This is a genomic window from Streptomyces sp. NRRL B-1140 (genome assembly GCF_001280065.1).
Taxonomy (GTDB): Bacteria; Actinomycetota; Actinomycetes; order Streptomycetales; family Streptomycetaceae; genus Streptomyces.
In genome coordinates this window covers 40,605-58,498 of record NZ_LGEA01000125.1, presented here as the reverse complement: position 1 = coordinate 58,498, position 17,894 = coordinate 40,605, and the positions used below count along the sequence as shown (strand labels likewise).

The window sequence follows — 17,894 nt, the reverse complement described above, 5'->3', positions numbered from 1 at the left end:
GAATGGGAGCCACTCCTCCAGGCCGCGAAGACCATGCATCCCACGGGGCGCAGTCCGCGGGGGCGCGTCATTAGAGAGTTCGTGCAGTGGTATCTACGCAGGCCGGGGGCGAAGCTCCCTGAGCGGCCCCAAGCCGGCCCATGGAGCACGCCACCGCAGACATGACGAAGAGCCCCCGTCGACGTGACGGGGGCTCTCTGGTGTCTGGCTAGTCCTCTTCCGGCGTCGCCCATTCGATGTCACATCGGGCGTCACCGTCGAAGAGGGCGCCACGGCGCTCAGCCCTGGTTACGGTGATCTTGTCGATAGCGACGCGGAGCAGGTCACGGCGCATGGGTAGGTCCGCGGCCTCCCACGCCTCCTCCAGAAGGCCCGCGTCGTCGAACATGGTGAGGTCAATCCGGTGCCCACTCAGCTCGTCTGCGTGCTCCTGAGCCTCCCGCAGAGTCTCCTCAGCCTCCGCGACGAGGCGGGGGAAGTGCTTGCCCATCGCCCCGTCGTAAAGCCCCTGCGCGCGGTCGTTGGCCAGGCGCTCGACGGCAGCCTCCGCAGCCTTGACGGCTGCTAGCGCCTCGTGTGCCTCCTCCGTGTCTTCTGGGGCCGTCAACGCCGCCCACCGCTCCGCGACAGCGATCATCAGAGGGTCGCCCTCGTCGACGTCGGCCGCACTCACAGCTCCGACCCACTCTCGGTACACGTACTCCTCGATGCGGGCACGCATGGCGGAGGCTGGGGCAGGGCACGGCTTGCCCATCTGGTGACCGTTGCAGACGTAGGAGCGACCGCTCGTCGGCATCTTCGCTCCGCAGCCCGCACACCGCAGTAGGTCTGTCAGGAGGTGAGACGCCTTACCGACACGCGGCCCCAACGCCCCACGCTGGTGGCCGGCGTGCACTCGTCTCGCCTTGGCGACTACATCCGCAGGTGCGGGCTCGACTCCCTCCGCGAACACCCCCACGCGGTTGCCCGCCTCGTCGCGATAGGCAACAGGCCAGGTGTAGTCACGGGACAGCGCCACGACTTGCCACCCCTCGTACACGGGGTTGTAGACGATGCGACGAACCGTCGACGCATTCCACGCCCCGCCTTTGGGGGACGGCTTGCGGTCGTCCGTCAGACTGCGTGCCACTTTTCGGGGAGTCTTGCCGTCGGCAACTTCGGCCAGGACGCGCATCACACAGTCCCATTCCTTAGCGTGATGCAGCTTTCCGTGTTTATCCTTCCGCAGCCCGTAGGGCGCAGCCCCGAGCCAGACGCCCTTTCGTCGCTGCACCTGCTTCGTGTCCCGCACGCGCGTCGAGAGGAGATCCGACGCCGCCTTTGCGCGTTCCGCGTCGTCGACGATCCGACCACGGTCGCGCGGGTCAGCGCTGTCGAGTCGCTCGTAGTCGAAGATGATCCGGACGCCGGAGTCGAGGAGTTGAAGAACCGACAGCGCGCCCTTTCGGTCGAACCTGTCGATTGCGTAACACCACAGCGCCGGGACTTCCTTGCGCCGAAGCGCCGCTAGCGCCTTGTCGAAGTCCGGTCGCTTCGTGTCGGTCCATGCGCTGAGGTTGTCTTTCCACACCTTGCGCACACGGAAGTCATGTCGACGCGCCCATTCCCGCCCCTTCGATTCCTGCGTCTCGAAAGTGAGCGCTTCGGTGCCCTCACGTACGATCCTGCTTTTACGCAGGTAGAGGTCAATTTCCTCCACGTCCCCACCCCTCGCTGTGCCTCGCCGCCAGTATGACAGGGTGGACGAACCACGTAGTCGGCGTGGCCCGGCATGTCGACGTGCGCGTAGTGCCGGGTGTCGGTCTCGTACTCGACGTGCGCGATGTTGATGGTGATGCCGCGCGCCGCCTCCTCGGGCGCCCGGTCGATCCGGTCGAACGGCACGAACGCCCCACTGCCGCGGTCGGCGAGGACCTTGGTGATGGCGGCCGTCAACGTGGTCTTGCCGTGGTCGACATGACCCATCGTGCCGATGTTGAGATGCGGTTTCGTGCGGACATAAGCCGTTTTGGACATGGCTGTACCTCGAAGCGTGTGATCGGCGAAGAAGAAGGGGGACCCCGAGGACCTGCCCGACCCTCCCCTTGCGGGGTCCGCCGGACGAACCGGAGAGGGTCAGCTTCGGGCGCCGTCCATGACGGCCGTGAGATCGAGGACGGCAGCCTTCGGGGCATCCGTGACCACGGATGCTGCGAGGACGAAGGCGTGCCGGAACATGCCGTCGATCATTGCCGACGCTTTACCGCACGTCGAATGGTTTTCGTCCGCCCTGCGCACAGGCGCGCGGGCCGCGTCCTGTGACGCCGGTGAGACGAACCATACGGCGATCACACACATTTGTCGGTTAGTGTCACCGGATGCTCGATGCCACCACCCGCTCTGGGGGCACCGCCACGGCCTCTCCCCGGGCCACCGCCGCGGAGCTCGCCGTCGCCGTTCCCCCGGCAACGACCGTCTCGTCCGCCGTACCCACCCGTTTCGCCGCTCGCTGCACGAGAGTTCTGCTCTCCCCGTACTCGCGGCTGTCCCTGCTCGTCGTACTGCTCGCCGCGGGCGCCTGCGGGATGCTCCTGTTCGAGCCGCAGCGGCTGCTGACGGAGGGCCTGCCGCCGCAGCTCTCGGGGGCCGCCGCGGCGGCCGTGTTCACGGTGGGGTACGGCGTGTGCACCGTGGCGTTCGTTCCGAGGCCGCTGCTGAACCTCGCCGCGGGCGCCCTGTTCGGTTCGCAGCTCGGCCTCGGGGTGGCCCTGGCGGGCACGGTGCTCGGTGCCGGCATCGCCTTCTGTCTCGGCCGGGCGCTGGGCCAGGACGCCCTGCGGCCGTTGCTGCGGGGACGCTGGCTGAAGGCCGCGGACGGCCAGCTCAGCCGGCACGGCTTCCGTTCGATGCTGATGCTGCGGCTGTTCCCGGGTGTGCCGTTCTGGGCCGCGAACTACTGCGCATCCTTCTCCCGCATGGGCCTGCTGCCGTTCCTGCTGGCCACGGGCCTCGGCTCGATCCCGAACACCGCCGCCTACGCCGTCGCGGGCGCCCGGGCCTCCACTCCGACCTCCCCCGCCTTCCTGATCGCCATGGCGTGCATCGCGCTGCCCGCGCTGGCGGGCATGGTGGTGGCCTGGCGCAAGCGGCACCAGCTGCGCCGTCTCTGACGTCCCGTCACGCGGGGCTCAGACGCGTTCCAGCACCATGGCGTTGGCGAGTCCGCCCGCCTCGCACATGGTCTGGAGCGCGTACCGGGCGCCTCGTTGCCGCATCGTGTGCACCAGTGTCGTCGTCAGCCGGGTCCCGCTCGCGCCGAGGGGATGCCCGAGCGCGATGGCCCCGCCGTGCACGTTGACCCGGGCGAGATCGGCCCCGGTCTCCTGCTGCCACGCCAGTACAACACTGGAGAACGCCTCGTTGACCTCGAACAGGTCGATGTCGTCGAGGGTCAGTGAGGCCCTGCGCAGCACCTTCTCGGTCGCCGGGATCACGCCCGTGAGCATGAGCAACGGGTCGGAGCCGGTGACGGCGAAGCTGTGCAGGCGGGCGAGCGGACGCAGGCCGAGCCGGGCCGCGGTCTCGCTCGACGTGATGAGGACCGCCGAGGCCCCGTCGTTGACGGGGCTGGCGTTGCCCGCCGTGACGTTCCACTCGATCTGCGGGAAGCGCTCCGCGAAGACCGGGTCGTGGTAGGCGGGCTTGAGGCCGGAGAGGATCCCGGTGGTGCTGCCGGGACGTACGCACTCGTCGCGTGCGACGCCCTCGAGGGGCGCGACCTCGGCGTCGAACAGTCCGTTCTCCCAGGCCTCGGCGGCCTTGTGGTGCGAGGAGACGGCGAAGGCGTCCATCGCCTCGCGGCCGATCGACCACTTGGCGGCGATCAGTTCGGCACTGATCCCCTGCGGGACGAGCCCCTCGGGGTAGCGCCCGGCGACTCCGGGGCCGAAGGGGTCCTTGCCCTCGGGCACGTTCGACCACATCGGCACCCGGCTCATCGACTCCACGCCGCAGGCCACGGCCATGTCGTACGCACCGGAGAGCACCCCCTGCGCCGCGAAGTGCACGGCCTGCTGCGAGGAGCCGCACTGGCGGTCCACGGTGGTCGCGGGCACGGACTCCGGGAACCCGGCGGAGAGGACGGCGTAGCGGGTGGTGTTCATGGCCTGCTCGCCGACCTGATCGACGGTGCCGCCGATGACGTCGTCGATCAGCGCCGGGTCGATGCCGGACCGCTCGACGAGGGTGCGCAGGGTGTGGGCGAGGAGCTCCACGGGGTGGACGTGTGCCAGGGCGCCGTTCGGCTTGCCCTTGCCGATCGGGGTGCGTACGGCTTCGACGATCACTGCGTCACGCATGTGCGGGCCTCCACGGCTACCAGTGAGTAGGAAATCCGAACTCACCGTAGCCTGCAGGGTTGGAAAATCCAACCCTCTCCTAGACTGATCCTCATGGCCGACCGCAAAGACCCGCGCCCCTGTTCCATCGCCGACACCCTCGCGCTCGTCGGCGAGAAGTACTCCCTGCTCGTGCTGCGGGAGGTGTGCCTGGGCAACGGCCGGTTCGACCGGCTGGTGCGCAACACCGGCGCCCCGCGCGACATCCTGGCCACCCGGCTGCGCCGGCTCGTCGACGCCGGGATCCTGGCCAAGCAGCCCTACAGCGAGCGCCCGCAGCGCTTCGAGTACCGGCCGACGCGGGCGGGACTGGAACTGGAGCCGGTGCTGACGACCCTCATGGCGTGGGGCGACCGCCACCTCCGGCCCGACGGCGACCGCCCGATGATCCTGGAGCACGCCTGCGGGCGGCCTCTCGACCCGGCCGTCACCTGCCGAGCCTGCGGCGACGAGGTGCGCCACGAGGACCTCACGGCCCGCCCCCAGGCCCCGGGCTGGACGGTGACCGGGCCCACCGCGGCCTGATCGCCGCTGGTCGGGAGCGCTTCCAAACCCCTGTGTCCGATGGGTCGTCGGGGGACGCTACGCTTCCCCCTCGGCACACCTGATCCCCCGTTCATCGCAACGGCGGCCCGGTGCGCCCGTCGTCCGTCCCACGATCGGCACTTGGACTCCGCTACCTCATGTCTTGGTTCGAATCATTCATCCTCGGACTCGTCCAGGGGCTGACCGAGTTCCTCCCCGTCTCCTCCAGCGCACACCTGCGGCTGACGGCGGCCTTCGCCGACTGGAAGGACCCGGGCGCCGCCTTCACGGCGATCACGCAGATCGGCACCGAGGCGGCCGTGCTGATCTACTTCCGCAAGGACATCGGGCGGATCCTGTCGGCCTGGACGCGCTCGCTCACGAACAAGGCGATGCGCAGCGACCCCGATGCCCGGATGGGGTGGCTGGTGATCGTCGGCTCGATCCCGATCGGTGTGCTCGGCGTGACGCTGAAGGACCAGATCGAGGGACCGTTCCGCGACCTGCGGATCACCGCGACGATGCTGATCGTCATGGGCATCGTCCTGGGCGTCGCCGACCGGCTGGCGGCCCGCGACGAGAGCGGTGGCAAGCACCGGGCGCCCAAGCAGCGCAAGGCCCTCGAGGACCTGGGCGTGCGCGACGGCCTGATCTACGGCGTCTGCCAGGCCATGGCGCTCATCCCGGGCGTCTCCCGCTCCGGCGCGACCATCAGCGGCGGCCTGTTCATGGGCTACAAGCGCGAGGCCGCGGCCCGCTACTCCTTCCTGCTCGCCATCCCCGCCGTGCTCGCCTCCGGCGTGTTCGAGCTGAAGGACGCGACGGAGGGGGGCCACGTCTCCTGGGGGCCGACGATCTTCGCGACGGTCATCGCCTTCGTCGTCGGGTACGCGGTGATCGCCTGGTTCATGAAGTTCATCTCGACCAAGAGCTTCATGCCGTTCGTCTACTACCGCATCGTGCTCGGCATCGTCATCATCGCCCTGGTCAGCACGGGCGCCCTGAGCCCTCACGCCGCCGAGTCGGCGGGCTGAGCGCGGGGGCCTGTGACCCCGGTCTCGTGACCAACCGCATAGCCGTGGGGTAGCCGTCCGGTAGCGGGCTGTCAGTGGCTGCCCCTAGGCTTGTCCGCATGTCCCCCGATTTCGTGACCCCTGGTTCCGTGCGGTCCGCTGCCGAGGTCAACGAGGAGATCCGTGCGCTGTGGCAGCGCACGGGCGGCACCCTGTCGGCTGAGGAGCGCGCGGAGTACGAGCTTCTCGTCGTCGAATGGGCCGCCGCACTCCGAGGCGGCGTCGCCAAGGCGGCCTGAGCGGCTCCCGCCGCCCCCTTTCCGATCCGTATCGCACCTTCCGAGACGGGCAGCCGCACCCTCTAGGCGCGCAGCCGCGCCAGCACCTCGTCGTCGACGGCGAAGGGCCGCTCCTCGGGCAACAGCCCCGCGGCCGAATCCAGTCGCCCCGCCCGTACCAGCCCGTGAATCTCCGCGGCGAGCGGTGTGACGTCCTCGATCCCCCTGATCCACTCGTCCGCGTAGCGCGCTGCCGCCTCCCCCGCGAGCCCCAGCTGAAGCGACCGGTGCGGCAGCGGGTCGAGGCGCAGATCCCGTTCCGGGTCCCACTGCACCCGCGCGGGTGCCTGCCTCAACTGCCGCTTCCAGGAAGCCTGGTCGCCGTGCAGAGCGGGGACGTGGTGGGACAGGCAGGCGTTGCGCAGGGCCCAGAGGAAGCCCTCGCGGTCGATCTCGATCGCCAGGACGGTCTCCTGGCCCTCCTTCGTGCCCCAGCCGCAGCGGTACATCATCCACAGGAACGAGGGCTTGATCCAGGTCATGCGCTCCCGCTTCCAGGAAGCCGGGAAGCGGCCGTGGCGGGCGGCGGGGCCGCCGATCTCCGGGCGGTAGGCCTGGTAGACGGTGAGCGTGGACTCGGTGTGGCGGGCCCGCACCCGGTACTTCGGTTCGTCTCGATGGTTCACGAGGGACAGGCTGGGCCCCGGCGCCCCTCGGCGGCCACCGAATATCACGCCCGCACGGCCCTTGGCCCGGCCCCCGCCATGCCCAACACTGAGCCGATGACGCAGCGCGTGGAACTCGCCACCGTGAGAGACCGGCTCGCCGTCGACGAACTGATCACCGACTACGCGGTGGCGGTCGACGACGGCGACTGGCAGGCGTACCGAGGGTTGTTCGCCCCGCGTGGGCGGGCGGACTACCGCTCGGCGGGCGGCATCGAGGGAGAGGCCGCGGCGGTCGCCGCCTGGCTCGCCGAGAGCCTGGGGCTGTTTCCCATGCGGCAGCATCTGATCGTCAACCGACGGGTGCGTTTCGGGATCTGGGAGCAGGACACCGGTGACACGGCCGAGGTCCAGGCCGACTACGTCAATCCCATGGCCACCTCCGGAACCGCTCCCGACTTCGTGTGCGGCGGCCGGTACTCCTTCGCGGTACTGCGCACGGCCGACGGCTGGCGGCTGAGCGAGGTGGTCGTGCGGGAGAAGTGGCGACGCCTTCCCGATCCGCGGAGGGCACCTGTGATCCACTGACCCGGCGCCCGGTGTCCTAGATCGTCCGCAGGGCGCACACTGGAGGCACCCGCGGGTAGGAGGCGCCTATGAAGACGCTCGGCCACTGGCTCGCCTCCCCCTGGCGCCGCTCGGGCGCCGCCGCGGTCGCGGGCGCCCTCCCCGTCCTCGCCTTCCCCGCGCCGTCCCTGTGGTGGTGCGCCTACGTGGCCCTGGTGCCCTGGCTCCTGCTGCTGCGCACCGCGCCGACCGGGAGGCGGGCCGGGTACGACGGCTGGTGCGGCGGCTTCGGCTTCATGCTGGCCATGCACCACTGGCTCCTGCCGAGTCTGAACGTGTTCACGTTCCTCATCGCCGCCCTCCTGGGCGCCCTGTGGGCCCCCTGGGGCCGGCTGGTGCGCCACCTGCTGGGCGGCTTCCCCTCCGGGAGCCGGGTCGCGGTGGCACTGCTGGTTTTGCCGTCCGGCTGGCTGGCCATCGAGCTGGTCCGCTCCTGGCAGGGACTCGGCGGCCCCTGGGGCATGCTCGGCAGCAGCCAGTGGCAGGCCGAACCCGCGCTGCGGCTCGCCTCGGTCGGCGGGGTGTGGCTGCTCAGTTATCTGCTCGTGGCGGTCAATGTCGCGATCGCCGTTCTCGTCGCGGTCCGCCGGTCCCGGGTGCCCGCCGTGGCCGGTCTGGTCGCCACGGCCGCGGCCACCTCCGCCGCCTGGGCCTTCTCGCCCCGCCCCGCCGTCGACGGCCACGTCAGGATCGCGGTCGTGCAGCCAGGGGTCATCGCCGGCCCCGACGGCCGGTTCGACCGCGAGGAGCAGCTCACCCGCCGTCTCGCCGGGCAGGACGTCGACCTGATCGTCTGGGGCGAGAGCAGCGTCGGTTTCGACCTCGGGGACCGGCCCGGCCTCGCCCGGCGGCTCGCGGACCTCTCCCGCGCGACGGGCGCCGACATCCTGGTCAACGTGGACGCCCGGCGCTCGGACAAGCCCGGCATCTACAAGAGCTCGGTCCTGGTCGGGCCCGACGGCCTGACCGGCGAGCGCTACGACAAGATGCGGCTCGTGCCGTTCGGCGAGTACATCCCGGCCCGCTCCCTGCTCGGCTGGGCCACCTCCGTCGGCAAGGCCGCGGGCGAGGACCGCAGGCGCGGCTCGCAGCCCGTCGTGATGAACGTCGGGGACGATCTGCGCGTCGGCCCGCTGGTGTGCTTCGAGACCGCCTTCCCGGACATGACCCGTCATCTCACCCGGGAGGGCGTCGACGTGCTGATCGGCCAGTCGTCGACGTCCACGTTCCAGCACAGCTGGGCACCCGAGCAGCACGCGTCGCTGGCCGCGCTGCGGGCCTCCGAGACCGGCCGCCCCATGGTGCACGCGACCCTGACGGGCGTTTCGGCCGTCTACGGCCCGGACGGACAGCGCCTGGGATCGTGGCTCGGCACGGACGCCTCCGCCGCGCGGGTCTACGACGTCCCCCTCGCCCACGGCACCACGCCCTACGTCCGCCACGGAGACTGGACGGTGCACGCGTCGATGCTGATCCTCGCCCTGTGGCTCGCGGGCGAAGGCGCGAAAGCCCTGCGGATCAGGCGCTCCGCTCCTGAACCGCGCGTACCACCCGCTCGCACAGTTCATGGGTCTCCAGCGCGTCCCGGGCGCTGAGCACCTTGCCCGCCCGGACCGCGTCGAGGAACGCGAGCACCGCCTGCTCGATACCGCGCTGCCGGGCCACCGGAACCCAGTCACCGCGTCGCCGCACGGTCGGCTGCCCCTTGTGGTCGACGACCTCGGCGAGATTGACCACCTGCCGTTTGGTGTCCTGCCCCGACACCTCGAGGACCTCCTCGGCGGAACCGCTGAGCCGGTTCATCACGCCGAGGGCGGTGAAGCCGTCCCCGGCGAGCTGGAGCACCAGGTGGTGGAGCAGGCCGTCGCGGACGCGGGCGCGCACGGTCACGTCGTCGATCTCGCCGGGCACGAGGAAGCGCAGGGTGTCGACGACGTGGATGAAGTCGTCGAGGATCATCGCGCGAGGTTCCTCCGGCAGCCCGATGCGGTTCTTCTGCATGAGGATGAGCTCGCGCGGATGGTCCGCGCACTGGGTGTAGCCGGGTGCGTGGCGCCGGTTGAAGCCGACGGCGAGGCTGACGGCCCGCTCCTCGGCGAGCGCCACCAGCCGCGCGGAGTCCTCCAGTTCGTAGGCGAGCGGCTTGTCGACGTAGGTCGGTACGCCCGCCTGGAGAAGCCGCGTCACGATCTCCGGGTGCACGAGGGTGGGGGCGTGCACGAAAGCCGCGTCGAGGTTTGCCGCGAGCAGCGAGTCGAGGGTGGTGTGCCGTCGTTCCAGCGGGACGTGGAGGCTCTCGGCGACCCGGTCGAGCGTGGCGGGCGTACGGGTCTGCAGGTGCAGTTCGACGCCGGGCCGGAGGGCGAGGACCGGGAGGTAGGCCTTCTGCGCGATGTCGCCGAGTCCGATGCAGCCGACCTTCACGGGGTGATCTCCTCTAACCGTTGCCTGCCGGGGTCTGCTCGGAGCATACGGCGTCCGTCCGCGGGGGCCGCCAGTCGGCGATGCCGTCGAAACCGCGCAGGAACAGGGCGGGCCCGGCCGACGACAGCAGGCTCATGGCCGTGTCGCGCACGGCGATACCGGTCCGGCTGCTCATCAGGCTGAGGCGGGACGCCGTCACGGCCTGGCGGGCGATGGCGGTCGTGCGGGGGCGCCGGGCGGCGGTGTAGGCGGCGAGGTCGTCGCAGTGGTGGGCGAGGACGACGGCGTCCTCGATGGCCTGGTTGCCGCCCTGGCCGAGACTCGGCGGCATGGCGTGCGCGGCGTCGCCGAGCAGCGCGACCCGGCCGTGGTGATAGGCGGGCAGGGGGTCGGCGATGTGGTGGACGTCGTGGCGCAGCACGTCCTCGGGGCGGACGGCCGCGAGGACGGCGGGGATCGGGTCGTGCCAGTCGCCGAAGAGACGCAGCAGCTGCGACTTCTCGTCGTCGGGCGCCCGTCCGCCGGCGGGGGTCGTGGCGCCGGCATAGGCGTAGACGCGGCCGTCCTTCAGCGGGTGGGTGCCCCAGATGCGGCCCGGGCCCCAGGTCTCGTGCGAGGCGAACCGGGCGCCGGGGACGGGAACCACGACTCGCCAGGTCGTCCAGCCGGAGTAGACGGCGCCCGGGTGGTGCGGGAAGAGCGTCCCGCGCACGGCGGACCGGATGCCGTCCGCGCCGACCACGAGGTCGGCCTCCAGTTCGTCGTCCGCGGTCGCGACGCGACCCGGCCGGCCGGGACCGCCGCTGTCGAGGAGGGTCGCGGCGGCGTCCGTCCGGACGGCTCCCGCGGGGAGCAGCGCGGCCAGGCGCTCGATCAGGGTGGCGCGGTGCAGCAGGACGAGCGGCCCGCCGAAGCGCCGGGTGGCAGCCTCGGCGGAGGAGCGGGAGAGCCACCGTCCTTTCGGGCTGCGCAGACCTCCGTCCCCCGACCAGGCGGCGAGTTCGCGGATCTCGTCGCCGAGTCCGATGACGTCCAGCGCGCGCAGGGAGTTGGGCGCGAGGGAGATGGCCGCGCCGACCGGTTCCAGCGAACGGGCCCGCTCCAGCACGGTGACCCGCACACCGCGCCGGTGCAGGGCGACCGCCGCCGTCAGGCCTCCGATCCCAGCGCCGATCACGACGGCATGTCCGGGCTGTCCCATGACTTCTCCTTCTGCGACTACACCTGTAGTGACACCGTCGACGCTACTACAGGTGTAGTCGGAGGGGTAGCGTGAGGCCCATGTCCGTACGCACCGAAGGTCCCGCCCGCTCCGACCTCGTCGCCGACACCGCCCTCGCCCTGCTCGCCGAGCGGGGGATGCGCGGCCTCACGCACCGGGCGGTCGACGAGTCGGCCGGGCTCCCGCAGGGCTCCACGTCGAACCTCGCGCGGACCCGGCAGGCCCTGCTGGAGCTGGCGGTGCGGCGCCTGGCCGACCGTGAGGCCCGGGTGCTGGCCCTGCACGAGATGCCGGGCCCCGAGACCGGAACCGGCCCCCTCGCGGACGCCCTGGCCCTGGCGACCCACCGGGCCCTGACGCAGCACCGCGCGCTCACCCTCGCCCGCTACGAACTGGCCCTGGAGGCGACGCGCCGCCCCGAGCTGCGGGCCTTCTTCGATGCCACGGGCGCCCGCTTCCGGGACCAACTCACCCCTCTGGTCGCCGGAATGGGCTCGACGGATCCCGCCCGGCACACCCTCTCCCTGATCGCCTGGGCGGACGGGCTGATGTTCAGCTGCGTGGCGGGGTCGTTCGGCGCCGACGTGCCGAGCCTGGCGGAGGTACGGGCCGGGCTGCGGGAACTGCTGGAAGGGATGCTCAAGGGCTGAAAATCTTGTTGGTGCGCCAGGGCCGGCTCGGAAAGGATGCCTCCATGACGAACGAACGCACCATGCCCGCCCCCACGGCCGACGAGCGCACGATGCTGGAAGGCTGGCTGGACTTCCACCGGCAGACCCTCGCCTGGAAGTGCGAGGGCCTGAGCGACGAACAGCTCAGGTCCGCGGCCGTCGAGCCGTCCGACCTGTCCCTGATGGGGCTGGTCCGGCACATGGCGGACGTGGAACGCAGCTGGTTCCGCCGGGTGCTGACGGGCGAGGACGTGCGGCCGATCTACTGGAGCGACGAGGACCCGGACGGCGAGTTCCACCTCACCGAGGCGGACACCTGGCAGGAGGCCCACTCCTCCTGGCAGGCCGAGATCGAGACGGCCCGGCACAACGCGGCCCGCTTCGGCCTCGACGACATCACCGAGGGCAAACACCGGCGCACCGGCGAGCGGTTCAACCTCCGGTGGCTCTACACCCACATGATCGAGGAGTACGCGCGGCACAACGGCCACGCCGACCTGCTGCGCCAGCGCATCGACGGCGCGACCGGCGACTGACGTCCCCACCCGAGCGAGCGTCTGCCGTCACCACCGCCCGCATCCGGCTACTGCTTCACCATCGCCTCATGCATCACCCACGTCACCCGCGTCACGCTGACGCCCTCCGTACGGGGCGCGAGATCACCCGTGCGGGGCAATCTCCGCCTGTTCCACCGCCCCACCGCGGGCCGGACGCACCAGAGTTGCGCGGGTGCATCGAACGACGACCACAGCGACGCTCCTGGTGACCGTGGCGGTCTCGGCCCTCGCCGGCTGTACGACGGTTCCGCAGCCCGCCGCGCCGGGACCCTTGGCGACACCGTCCCGGCCGTCGGCCCCGGAGCCGGAGGGTGCGGCGCAGACCCCGATCGTGCAGGCACCGGCCCGCGAGGCCCTGTCGCTCATCGAAGAGGCGTCCGGCCGTCCGGAGCCGGCCAAGTCGGCGAGCCGCGCTGCCCCTCCCCCGGCGGCCTCGCGGCACACCGGGGCGCCGCAGGCCGGGCACCGCGATGTCCCCCCGCGCCCCGCCCACCCGGAACACCCCGAGACCGCACCGCGCCGCCCCCAGCGGTCCTACGCCGACATCCCCGACGTGTCGGAGTCCGTACGCCGGAACGTCGAGAAGAGCGTCCCGGGCAAGGACGCGGACGTGTGCGCGCTGGGCAAGCGCTACGGAGGATGGCGGGCGGACAGCCCGGAGGCGACGATCTGCCATGACGCGTACCGGCGTTGACCTGCCGCGTCAGGGTCGCTGACGCGGCGGCGTCCAGGTCCCCGTGCCGCCCTCCCCCAGCCGGGACTCCAGCCGTCCGATGGCCGCCCGCACGCCCTCGGCGTAGCAGTCGTCGCTGAGGGCGGTGGCGGCTTGCCGGGCCCACCGCAGGTGCGCGCGGGCGGCGTCGCCGCGCCCCAGCCTGTCGTAGTCGTCGGCCAGGTTCAGGTGCAGGGAGGGGTAGAGCGCGGTCACCGCGAGAGCCTCCTCCCCGGCCTCCCCGGCGGCCGTCAACGCGCGCAGGTCCCAGGCCAGTTCGTCCGCGGGGTCGTCCTGGGTGTCGGCGAGGTAGTGGGCGAGGGTGCAGCGGTGCAGCGGGTCGCCGTCCTCGCCGATCTCCGCCCACAGGCCGAGAAACCGGTGCCGGGCCTCCTCCCGGTCACCGGCGTGGTGCAGCATGACCACCTGCCCGATCCGGGTCAGCACGGCATCCGGCGCCGTCTGCTCCTGCCGCTCCGCCACGACGCCCTCCGCCCACTCGCCGGCTGTTCCCCCGACGCTAACCGCAGGCGGGGGCGATCCGGCGCAGGCGTCTCCGGACGCCACCCGGCCGTCACGGCACGGCCGTACGTCCCGCAGGCCTCAGCCCAGGTTCGGGATCGTCCAGTCGATCGGCGTGTGGCCCTGCGCCGCCACCGCTTCGTTGATCTGCGTGAAGGGCCGCGAGCCGAAGAACTTCTTCGCCGACAGCGGCGAGGGATGCGCGCCCTTGACCACGATGTGCCGGGACTCGTCGATCAGCGGGAGCTTCTTCTGCGCGTAGTTGCCCCACAGGACGAACACGGCCGGGTCGGGGCGCTCGGCCACGGCCCGGATCACGGCGTCGGTGAACTTCTCCCAGCCCCGGCCCTTGTGCGAGTTGGCCTCGCCGCCCCGGACCGTGAGGACCGCGTTGAGCAGCAGCACGCCCTGCTCGGCCCATGGCATCAGATAGCCGTTGTCCGGGATCGGCGTGCCCAGCTCCTGCTGCATCTCCTTGTAGATGTTGCGCAGGGACGGCGGGATCCGCACGCCCGGCCTGACCGAGAAGCACAGACCGTGCCCTTGACCTTCGCCGTGGTAGGGGTCCTGACCGAGGATCAGGACCTTCACTCCCTCGTACGGCGTGGCGTCCAGCGCCGCGAAGACCTCCTCGCGCGGCGGGTAGACAGGACCCTTCGCCCGCTCCTCCTCGACGAACTCCGTCAGCTCCTTGAACCAGGGCTGCTGCAGCTCGTCGCCCAGAACCCCGCGCCAGGACTCGGGCAGCATGGCGGTGTCGGTCACGTCAACGTCCTCACGATGTGCGGTCACTTCCAGGCCTCAGAACCTACAGGCGACCACTGACAACGCGCCCGGGAAAGCCGGCTGCCGGACCGCCTACCAGGCGGTCTTGCGGTGCAGCTCCCACATCATCATGATCGTCGACGGGTCCAGGGCCCGCTCCGCGCCCGAGACGTCCCGGCTGGCCGCCACGTACTGCCGGCCCTGCCACAGCGGCAGCAGCCGCGCGTCGTCCACGAGGATCTGCTGGGCCTCCTCGAACTCCTTCACCACGTTCGCGCGGTCGCTCTCGCGGCGCGAGCGGGGCAGCAGGTCGCCGGTGATCTCGGGGGCCGGGTAGGGCGTGCCGAGCGCGTTCTGGTCGCCGACGAACGGCGCGATGAAGTTCTCGGCGTCCGGGAAGTCGGGGAACCAGCCGCGCCCGAAGACCGGGTACTCGCCCTTCCGGTAGCCCTCGACGTACGTCTTCCACGGCCGGCTCTTCAGGCTGATCGAGAACAGTCCGGAGGCGTCGAGCTGGCGCTTCAGCTCCTTGAACTCCCCGGCGGTCTCGGAGCCGTAGCGGTCGCTGGTGTACCAGAAGGTGAGCGGGACGCGCTGGTTGATGCCCGCCTCGGTGAGGATCTTGCGGGCCTTGGCCACGTCGGGATCGCCGTAGTCGTCGAAGAAGCCGGTGGTGTGGCCCGTGAGGCCCTTGGGGACCATGGAGTACAGCGGGTCCACGGTGTCCTTGTAGACCTTGTGGGCGATCGCCGCCCGGTCGACGACCTGCGCGATGGCCTGGCGCACGGCCTTCTTGTTCGCCCAGGAGTCCTTGGGGTTGAACACGAGGTAGTTGATGTCGGTGCCCGTGCCCTCGACGAGCTGGATCTCCTCGTCCTTGGAGGACTTGCTCTGCAGCTCGACCACGTCACCGGCCGCCAGACCGCGGTAGGTCACGTCGATCTCCTTGTCCCGCAGCGCCGTCACCATGGCGTCGGAGTCCTGGAAGTAGCGGATGGTCACCGCGTCGTTCCGGCGCTCCGCGTAGCCCTTGTAGGAGTCGTTGCGGACGAGGACGGCCTCTTTGCCGTCGGAGTACGAGTCGAGGGTGTACGGCCCGGACCCGACCACGTCGTCGCCCTTGCGCAGGCTGTCGTCCGGGTACGCGTCCGGGGACACGATCGACATGGCGGGGGTGGCGAGCACGAACGGGAAGGTCGAGTCCGGCTTGTTGAGGTGGAAGATCACCTCACGCTCGTTCGGCGCCTGGACCCGCTCGAGGCTGCCCAGGAGACCCGCGGGGCCGCCGTTGACGTTGATCTTGCGGATCCGGTCGAACGAGTACTTCACCGCCCGGGCGTCGAGCGCGTCGCCGTTGGAGAACTTCAGGCCCTCGCGCAGCTCGCAGCGGTAGACCTGGTTCGAGGAGTCGCTGAAGCCGCAGCTCTCGGCGGCGTCGGGCTGAGGCGTGCTCGCGCCCGTCGGGTAGCTCAGGAGCGTCTGGTAGATGTTGCGGAACAGCTCCCAGGAGCTGTCCCACGACGCGGCAGGGTCGAGCGTGCTGGGGGCACTGGTGGTACCCAGGACAATCGGTCCTTCGTCCTCCGGGGTGTCGGACGACAGCACGCCGCACCCGGCGAGCAGGGACGATATGGACGCGATGGCCGCCACCTGCCACAGGCACCGGTTCCGCTTGAACACGCGCACGCTCCTCGATCTGCCATACCAAGGGTCGGCAGACCATACCGCAGTGCCGCGCCGCCTGACCCTCCCCGTCCATGACCGCTTGATCGATAAACCTTTGACGACGTTGTCATCGCACTTTGAGGAGCTTTTACGCCGGAACGGGCCCCCGTCGTGCCGTCGGGTGCCCGTTCCGGTCCTTCTGCGTGGTCCTCGTGTCAGCCGGTTCCGGCGTTGAGGAAGATGCCGCCGTCGACGACGAGCGTCTGACCGGTGACCCAGTCGGACTGCCCGGAGGTGAGGAAGGCGGCCGCGCCCCCGATGTCGGAGGGCACCCCGAGCCTGCCGAGCGGGTAGGCCGCCGCGGCCTCCTCCTCCCGGCCCTCGTACAGGGCCTGGGCGAACTTGGTCTTCACGACGGCCGGGGCGATCGCGTTGACCCGCACCTTGGGCGCGAACTCGTGCGCGAGCTGCACGGTCAGGTTGATCATCGCGGCCTTGCTGACGCCGTAGGCGCCGATGAACGGCGAGGGCGACAGGCCCGCGACGGAGGCGATGTTGACGATCGCACCGCCGTTGTCCTTCTGCCAGGCGTGCCAGGTCCGCTGGGCGAAGCCGAGCGCCGAGACGACGTTGGTCTCGAACACCTTGCGGGCGACGTTCAGGTCGAGGTCGGCGATGGGCCCGAACACCGGGTTGGTGCCGGCGTTGTTGACCAGGTAGTCGACGCGGCCGAAGGCCTCCATCGTGCGCTCGACGGCGACGGCCTGGTGCGCCTCGTCGTGCGCCTTGCCCGCCACGTAGACCGCGCGGTCGGCGCCGAGCTGCTCGACGGCCTCCTTGAGGGCGTCCTCGTTGCGGCCGGTGATGCACACACGGTCGCCGCGCGCGACCAGGGCCTCGGCCACGCCGTAGCCGATGCCGCGGCTGGCGCCCGTGACGAGGGCGACCTTGCCGGAGAGTTCCACGGAAGTCATGTTCTTCGTCCTCTAGTCGAGCGGTCCGCCGGCCACGTACAGCACCTGGCCGGAGACGAATCCGGCCGCCTCGCCGGTGAAGAAGGCGATGGCGTTGGCGATGTCCTCCGGCTCACCGACCCGGGCCACCGGGATCTGGGTGGCGGCGGCGGCCTTGAAGTCCTCGAAGCCCATGCCGACGCGGTCGGCGGTGGCCTTGGTCATCTCGGTGGCGATGAAGCCGGGCGCGACGGAGTTGGCGGTGACGCCGAACTTGCCGAGCTCCTTGGCGAGGGTCTTGGTGAAGCCCTGCAGGCCCGCCTTGGCGGCCGAGTAGTTCACCTGACCGCGGTTGCCGAGCGCCGACGACGAGGACAGGTTGACGATCCGGCCGAAGCCCGCGTCCACCATGTGCTTCTGGCAGGCCTTGGACATCAGGAAGGCGCCGCGCAGGTGCACGTTCATGACGGTGTCCCAGTCCGAGACGCTCATCTTGAACAGCAGGTTGTCGCGCAGCACGCCCGCGTTGTTGACCAGGATCGTCGGGGCGCCGAGCTCCTCGGCGATCCGCGCGACGGCCGCCTCGACCTGCGCCTCGTCGGAGACGTCGCAGCCGACGGCGATGGCCTTGCCACCGGCGGCGGTGATCTTCTCGACGGTGTCCTTGCAGGCCGCCTCGTCGAGGTCGAGCACGGCGACCGCGCGGCCCTCCGCTGCCAGTCGTACGGCGGTGGCGGCACCGATGCCGCGCGCGGCACCGGTCACGACGGCAACCCGCTGCTCAGTGGTGGACATGACTGCTACTCCTCAGGTGAGCGACCGCTTAGTACCTTCAGTGGGTGTGACGCTAGAAGCCCTGGCACGCGGTGTCAACGGCCGGAGGCGGCATGTGATCCATCACCCGGGCCCACACGGCCCG

19 protein-coding genes and 1 pseudogene are annotated in these 17,894 nt (G+C 70.8%); 9 read left to right on the top strand and 11 right to left on the bottom strand.

The annotated features are described in order from the left end of the window. Nucleotides 1–208 precede the first annotated feature (208 nt). Nucleotides 209–1,699, bottom strand: a complete 1,491-nt coding sequence (locus ADK65_RS30265) for a recombinase family protein (RefSeq protein WP_053674176.1) — start codon at nt 1,697–1,699, stop codon at nt 209–211. 50 nt (nt 1,700–1,749) lie between these two features. Further along, nucleotides 1,750–2,016, bottom strand: a pseudogene (locus ADK65_RS37600) (GTP-binding protein); the annotation flags it as partial. A 341-nt stretch (nt 2,017–2,357) separates the two neighbouring features. Here ADK65_RS37600 and ADK65_RS30260 point away from each other — a divergent pair. Then, nucleotides 2,358–3,149: a TVP38/TMEM64 family protein gene (locus ADK65_RS30260; RefSeq protein ID WP_053674175.1), complete on the top strand. Its 792-nt coding sequence runs from the start codon at nt 2,358–2,360 to the stop codon at nt 3,147–3,149. A gap of 18 nt (nt 3,150–3,167) precedes the next feature. On the opposite strand, the gene ADK65_RS30255 is transcribed toward ADK65_RS30260, so the two are convergent. Next, entirely contained in the window at nt 3,168–4,337 is a 1,170-nt protein-coding gene (locus ADK65_RS30255; RefSeq protein WP_053674174.1) for a thiolase family protein, read from the bottom strand. 93 nt (nt 4,338–4,430) lie between these two features. Here ADK65_RS30255 and ADK65_RS30250 point away from each other — a divergent pair, with 93 nt between their 5' ends. The 3 genes from ADK65_RS30250 to ADK65_RS37595 all read left to right on the top strand — a co-directional run bounded on the left by ADK65_RS30250 (nt 4,431) and on the right by ADK65_RS37595 (nt 6,213). Continuing rightward, the gene (locus ADK65_RS30250) at nt 4,431–4,901 is read left to right on the top strand and encodes a winged helix-turn-helix transcriptional regulator (protein WP_053674173.1); all 471 of its coding nucleotides are present in this window, start codon (nt 4,431–4,433) and stop codon (nt 4,899–4,901) included. Between the two features lie 158 nt (nt 4,902–5,059). Then, on the top strand, nt 5,060–5,935 hold the full coding sequence (locus ADK65_RS30245; RefSeq protein WP_053674172.1) for an undecaprenyl-diphosphate phosphatase: 876 nt from the start codon (nt 5,060–5,062) through the stop codon (nt 5,933–5,935). A 98-nt stretch (nt 5,936–6,033) separates the two neighbouring features. Next, nucleotides 6,034–6,213: a hypothetical protein gene (locus ADK65_RS37595; RefSeq protein WP_078956223.1), complete on the top strand. Its 180-nt coding sequence runs from the start codon at nt 6,034–6,036 to the stop codon at nt 6,211–6,213. 62 nt (nt 6,214–6,275) lie between these two features. Here ADK65_RS37595 and ADK65_RS30240 read toward each other — a convergent pair whose 3' ends face one another. Further along, the gene (locus tag ADK65_RS30240; RefSeq protein WP_078956222.1) at nt 6,276–6,878 is read right to left on the bottom strand and encodes a DUF4291 domain-containing protein; all 603 of its coding nucleotides are present in this window, start codon (nt 6,876–6,878) and stop codon (nt 6,276–6,278) included. A gap of 96 nt (nt 6,879–6,974) precedes the next feature. Between ADK65_RS30240 and ADK65_RS30235 the strand changes: the two genes are divergently transcribed. Together ADK65_RS30235 and lnt are read left to right on the top strand one after the other, a co-directional pair. Next, the gene (locus ADK65_RS30235) at nt 6,975–7,445 is read left to right on the top strand and encodes a nuclear transport factor 2 family protein (protein WP_053674171.1); all 471 of its coding nucleotides are present in this window, start codon (nt 6,975–6,977) and stop codon (nt 7,443–7,445) included. 68 nt (nt 7,446–7,513) lie between these two features. After that, on the top strand, nt 7,514–9,079 hold the full coding sequence (gene lnt, locus ADK65_RS30230) for an apolipoprotein N-acyltransferase (RefSeq protein WP_053674170.1): 1,566 nt from the start codon (nt 7,514–7,516) through the stop codon (nt 9,077–9,079). On the opposite strand, the gene ADK65_RS30225 is transcribed toward lnt, so the two are convergent. Next, a complete protein-coding gene (locus ADK65_RS30225) occupies nt 9,003–9,908 on the bottom strand; it encodes a Gfo/Idh/MocA family protein (RefSeq protein WP_053674169.1) in 906 nt (301 codons plus the stop codon). The genes lnt and ADK65_RS30225 overlap by 77 nt on opposite strands. A gap of 13 nt (nt 9,909–9,921) precedes the next feature. After that, on the bottom strand, nt 9,922–11,109 hold the full coding sequence (locus tag ADK65_RS30220; RefSeq protein WP_053674168.1) for an FAD-dependent monooxygenase: 1,188 nt from the start codon (nt 11,107–11,109) through the stop codon (nt 9,922–9,924). A gap of 80 nt (nt 11,110–11,189) precedes the next feature. Here ADK65_RS30220 and ADK65_RS30215 point away from each other — a divergent pair, with 80 nt between their 5' ends. The 3 genes from ADK65_RS30215 (at nt 11,190) to ADK65_RS30205 (ending at nt 13,052) form a co-directional block, all read left to right on the top strand. After that, nucleotides 11,190–11,780 (top strand): TetR/AcrR family transcriptional regulator, encoded by a 591-nt coding sequence (locus tag ADK65_RS30215; protein WP_053674167.1) that lies wholly within the window; start codon nt 11,190–11,192, stop codon nt 11,778–11,780. A gap of 44 nt (nt 11,781–11,824) precedes the next feature. Next, on the top strand, nt 11,825–12,337 hold the full coding sequence (locus tag ADK65_RS30210) for a DinB family protein (RefSeq protein WP_053674166.1): 513 nt from the start codon (nt 11,825–11,827) through the stop codon (nt 12,335–12,337). A 193-nt stretch (nt 12,338–12,530) separates the two neighbouring features. Then, a complete protein-coding gene (locus ADK65_RS30205; RefSeq protein WP_053674165.1) occupies nt 12,531–13,052 on the top strand; it encodes a hypothetical protein in 522 nt (173 codons plus the stop codon). Between the two features lie 9 nt (nt 13,053–13,061). Here the strand turns inward: ADK65_RS30205 and ADK65_RS30200 are convergent, their stop codons facing one another. The 5 genes from ADK65_RS30200 to fabG form a co-directional block, all read right to left on the bottom strand. Then, complete coding sequence (locus tag ADK65_RS30200) at nt 13,062–13,553, bottom strand: hypothetical protein (protein WP_053674164.1); 492 nt, start codon at nt 13,551–13,553, stop codon at nt 13,062–13,064. A gap of 120 nt (nt 13,554–13,673) precedes the next feature. Further along, the gene (locus tag ADK65_RS30195) at nt 13,674–14,357 is read right to left on the bottom strand and encodes a uracil-DNA glycosylase (RefSeq protein ID WP_053674163.1); all 684 of its coding nucleotides are present in this window, start codon (nt 14,355–14,357) and stop codon (nt 13,674–13,676) included. A 93-nt stretch (nt 14,358–14,450) separates the two neighbouring features. Then, nucleotides 14,451–16,037 (bottom strand): ABC transporter substrate-binding protein, encoded by a 1,587-nt coding sequence (locus ADK65_RS30190; protein WP_053674162.1) that lies wholly within the window; start codon nt 16,035–16,037, stop codon nt 14,451–14,453. Between the two features lie 200 nt (nt 16,038–16,237). Beyond that, the gene (locus tag ADK65_RS30185; protein ID WP_053674161.1) at nt 16,238–16,996 is read right to left on the bottom strand and encodes an SDR family oxidoreductase; all 759 of its coding nucleotides are present in this window, start codon (nt 16,994–16,996) and stop codon (nt 16,238–16,240) included. A 12-nt stretch (nt 16,997–17,008) separates the two neighbouring features. Beyond that, entirely contained in the window at nt 17,009–17,770 is a 762-nt protein-coding gene (gene fabG, locus ADK65_RS30180) for a 3-oxoacyl-ACP reductase FabG (RefSeq protein WP_020270157.1), read from the bottom strand. Between the last annotated feature and the right edge of the window lie 124 nt (nt 17,771–17,894).

Bases quoted from the DNA above. Each gene is read 5' to 3' on its own strand.
- ADK65_RS30255 (WP_053674174.1), bottom strand. From the start codon at position 4,337: ATGCGTGACGCAGTGATCGTCGAAGCCGTACGCACCCCGATCGGCAAG.
- ADK65_RS30210 (WP_053674166.1), top strand. From the start codon at position 11,825: ATGACGAACGAACGCACCATGCCCGCCCCCACGGCCGACGAGCGCACG.
- ADK65_RS30185 (WP_053674161.1), bottom strand. From the start codon at position 16,996: ATGACTTCCGTGGAACTCTCCGGCAAGGTCGCCCTCGTCACGGGCGCC.
- fabG (WP_020270157.1), bottom strand. From the start codon at position 17,770: ATGTCCACCACTGAGCAGCGGGTTGCCGTCGTGACCGGTGCCGCGCGC.
- ADK65_RS30260 (WP_053674175.1), top strand. From the start codon at position 2,358: ATGCTCGATGCCACCACCCGCTCTGGGGGCACCGCCACGGCCTCTCCC.
- ADK65_RS30245 (WP_053674172.1), top strand. From the start codon at position 5,060: ATGTCTTGGTTCGAATCATTCATCCTCGGACTCGTCCAGGGGCTGACC.
- ADK65_RS30215 (WP_053674167.1), top strand. From the start codon at position 11,190: ATGTCCGTACGCACCGAAGGTCCCGCCCGCTCCGACCTCGTCGCCGAC.
- ADK65_RS37595 (WP_078956223.1), top strand. From the start codon at position 6,034: ATGTCCCCCGATTTCGTGACCCCTGGTTCCGTGCGGTCCGCTGCCGAG.
- lnt (WP_053674170.1), top strand. From the start codon at position 7,514: ATGAAGACGCTCGGCCACTGGCTCGCCTCCCCCTGGCGCCGCTCGGGC.
- ADK65_RS30235 (WP_053674171.1), top strand. From the start codon at position 6,975: ATGACGCAGCGCGTGGAACTCGCCACCGTGAGAGACCGGCTCGCCGTC.
- ADK65_RS30220 (WP_053674168.1), bottom strand. From the start codon at position 11,109: ATGGGACAGCCCGGACATGCCGTCGTGATCGGCGCTGGGATCGGAGGC.
- ADK65_RS30250 (WP_053674173.1), top strand. From the start codon at position 4,431: ATGGCCGACCGCAAAGACCCGCGCCCCTGTTCCATCGCCGACACCCTC.